1 protein-coding gene is annotated in these 463 nt (G+C 65.7%); it reads right to left on the reverse strand.

Features of this window, described 5'->3' with window-relative positions:
- Positions 1–13: 13 nt before the first annotated feature.
- A complete protein-coding gene (locus tag E5X34_RS32670) occupies positions 14–394 on the reverse strand; it encodes a transposase (protein ID WP_196815424.1) in 381 nt (126 codons plus the stop codon).
- Positions 395–463 lie beyond the last annotated feature (69 nt).

A 463-nucleotide genomic window follows, 5' to 3' on the forward strand; every position in this document is an offset into this window, starting at 1 on the left:
CCCGTCGGCCCGATCACGACGTCGCCTTCAGCGCGCGGATCACTGCGGCCACCGTCTTGGTATCGGCGCCCCGGCCGACGCGCATCGCGACGCCGTCGATCTCAAGCTCGATCATGCCGGCATCTCGGGTGGCTTGCCGTTTCCGCTGCTTCGGTGAACGGCTGGCTACAGGTTCCGCCGCCGCCACAACCGCCGGCACAAAGGCAGGAGAATCTTGCTGCACCGAAGCGACCTGTTTGCGCGCTTCGCGGCGCCAGGCGAAGACCTGCTGCGGCCTGAGACCATAACGGCGGGCGACCTCGGAAATGATCGCATTCGGCTCCAGCGTCTCTGCGATGATCCGCGCCTTGTCATCCACCGACCAGTGACGCCGACCGCCGGCACCGTTGATCACCTCGAAACGCCGAAGCTGCCGCTCCGGGTCAAGCGTAAGGTCAAGTCCAGACACAAGCCGATCTCCGAT

This window comes from Mesorhizobium sp. (genome assembly GCF_004963255.1).
Classification (GTDB): domain Bacteria; phylum Pseudomonadota; class Alphaproteobacteria; order Rhizobiales; family Rhizobiaceae; genus Mesorhizobium.